The organism is Flavobacterium akiainvivens, from assembly GCF_001278115.1.
Taxonomy (GTDB): Bacteria; Bacteroidota; Bacteroidia; order Flavobacteriales; family Flavobacteriaceae; genus Flavobacterium; species Flavobacterium akiainvivens.
The window spans coordinates 1-2665 of record NZ_LIYD01000004.1; the positions used below are offsets into that span (position 1 = coordinate 1).

The window sequence follows — 2665 nt, forward strand, 5'->3', positions numbered from 1 at the left end:
TGGATATACCAATTAAATTGACCCCCTCTCGCCAGAGCAAATTGACCCCTTAGAGTTATTGACAAAAAAAGCGTACAAGTTGTAGTTTGTGTCAGGCTTTAAAAACGGTAGTTTTTAGTCCTGGTTATTCACTAATATTTTTACAAAAATACACTATCTGATTTAGATTTTCTTCTCCTTAACGATTCCCCGTAAAGTTCGAGCCTTAAAGAGTGGTGTACGATGCGGTCCAGTACAGCGTCAGCTATGGTTTTCTCACCGATTATATCATACCATTGCTTTACCGGTATCTGCGATGTAAGCATCGTAGAACGCTTTTGGTGGCGGTCTTCTATAATGTCCAGCAGTATAAGCCTTGACTGCGGGTCGAAGGGCTGCAGGCCAAAATCATCAAGTATAAGCAGGTCTATGCGTTCGATACGTTTAAGTTCAGCCAGCAGTGTCCCTTTGGCTTTGGCCAGTTTAAGCTGCCCCATAAACTTGGCGGTATTGACATAGAGTACCTTAAAGCCATCCTGGCAGGCCTGGTAGCCCAGCGCTGTTGCCAGGTAACTTTTCCCTGTCCCGGTGGAACCGGTAATAAATATATCCTTATGTTCCTTTATAAAATCGAGCCCGGCCAGCCTGTGGAACTGGTTTTTGTCCAGCCCCCTATCAATAGCATAGTCTACCTCTTCCAGTGAGGCTTTGTAACGGAAGCCTGCTGATTTAATAGCCCGTTCTATATTCCGGTTACGGCGGTCGTCCCATTCGCTGGCGATTAAAAAGGCAACGAACTGGTCGGGTGTAAGCGATTCTTTTATGGAGGTTTCCAGGTTGGTTTTAAAGGCATCATACATGCCGTATAAGCGCAGCTGGCGCATCTTGTCTAGTGTTTCGTTATTCATGGTCTTTATTGTTTTAATGGTAGTGATTATTGGTAATATTCCTTTCCGCGGATGTTGCTGTGCGGCGGTATTTCAGTGAGCTCCTGTTCGGGTTGTAACTGGTCAAGGCGCTTGCGCAGTATCTCCTCAATAACAGGATAATTGTACTGGCTAAGGTTCATGGCCCACCGGCAGGCGTTGGTAAGCCTTTCTGAGCCTACACGCCGTGCAAAGCTTAAGATACCCGAACAGGATTTGTAGGCCTGCTCGGGATAGGGTTTAAGTTCCAGTACTTTGCTTATATAAAGGGCTACGTCTTCGTGTATGGCCTGTGCCTGCTGTATAAACTTATCAGGGCTCCACTCGGTAAGGAAGCGGTGCTGTGAGGCAAGGTGGCCTTCATTGGTGGTGTAATGGTATTTGCTTTTTATCCGTTCATGGCAGGCAATCATGGTATACTGATAATAGACTTTTACCAATGCTGTGGTGTAGAGTATCTTTACTTTTTTGCCGATGTAGGTGTACGGCACGCTGTAGTAATGTATGTCTTCGCCAAGGCGTATGTAGCCGTTTTTCATAACGGTAACCATTACCTGTTTGTGGACCTGGTAATCAATAGGGTTTAATGCAGATAAGGCTTCACGCTCTATCTCCTCGAACTGTTCGCGTCGGGAGTAGCTGCGCCCGGAGAAGGGCTTATTGTTGTGCATTTCAAGTGCCGGGAGTATCGATTCGTTAAGCGATACAAGGTTATCGAAGCTAAGACCTTCCAGACGGGTGTAAATGCTGCGGTAGATGAGTTTTACCGCACCTTCCACCAAAGACTTGTCACGGGGCTTATAAACGCGCGCAGGCACTATGGTAACACCGTAGTGCTCGGCAAAGGCAGCAAACTCATCGTTGAGTACTGCCTCATACTTGCTGCCCCGTGTTACTGCCGAGCGCAGGTTGTCCGGCACGATGGCCTTGGGCACCCCACCAAAGTAACGCAGGGCGTTTTGGCAGGCAAGGATCAGGTCTTCCTTACGCTGGCTGTCCACTGCTTCAACATAAGTAAGCTGGCTACAGCCCAGTATGGCTACAAAAACCTCCACCTCACGTGCAGCCTCTCCCTGGCCAACCCTGAGCTTGCTGCCGGCAAAGTCGATGTATATCTTATCACCGGCCTTATGTTCCACATGCATGACCGGTTTGGAGAGTTGAAGGTACGTATGGATGGCATTATTAAAACTCGAACGGCTATAGCCATCCGGATGTTTTTCGAGATATTCCTTGTAGAGGATCTCACGGGTCATACCTTTCTTTTTAAGCCTTTTACAGAGTTCAGGCAACAGTGGTTCCAGTTCCCGCATGCGCGGGCTGCTGTGGATTTTGGCAACAGGGGTGGTAAAGATAACCGAGAGTTCGCTGTCACTACGGGCGCTAAAGGCTTCAAAATCCATGTCCAGCGTGTTCCAGACCCGGACGTACTTCTTGATGGTGTTGCGGGAGGTACCCACCATCCCATGGATGGTCTTAATGCCTGTACCCTGGCAGTACAGACGGATAATCTGTCTTAATTTATTCATCTTTATCGGCTTATTGGACATGGTCTATCTCAGGATTAGTTTATCAAAACGCTAAACTAATCCTTGTTCCAAAAGCCCGCCACAAGACTACTTTTTCTACTTTTTTTGAGGGGTCAATTTAAACTGGCCAACAGGGGTCAGTTTGCTCCGGCGAAAGGGGGTCAGTTTCAGCCGGCGAGAGGGGTCTTTTTAAATCGGCCAAGAGGGGTCAGTTTGCACTGGTTTGTCCAA

The 2665-nt window shown here is 47.6% G+C and carries 2 protein-coding genes; both read right to left on the reverse strand.

Going from position 1 to position 2665, the window contains the following annotated elements; all coding sequences use genetic code 11:
- Positions 1 to 140: 140 nt before the first annotated feature.
- Positions 141 to 887 carry an IS21-like element helper ATPase IstB gene (gene istB, locus AM279_RS00035; RefSeq protein ID WP_054405553.1) on the reverse strand — a complete coding sequence of 249 codons (747 nt, stop codon included), beginning with the start codon at positions 885 to 887 and terminating at the stop codon, positions 141 to 143.
- A gap of 26 nt (positions 888 to 913) precedes the next feature.
- On the reverse strand, positions 914 to 2434 hold the full coding sequence (gene istA / locus AM279_RS00040; protein ID WP_201782524.1) for an IS21 family transposase: 1521 nt from the start codon (positions 2432 to 2434) through the stop codon (positions 914 to 916).
- Between the last annotated feature and the right edge of the window lie 231 nt (positions 2435 to 2665).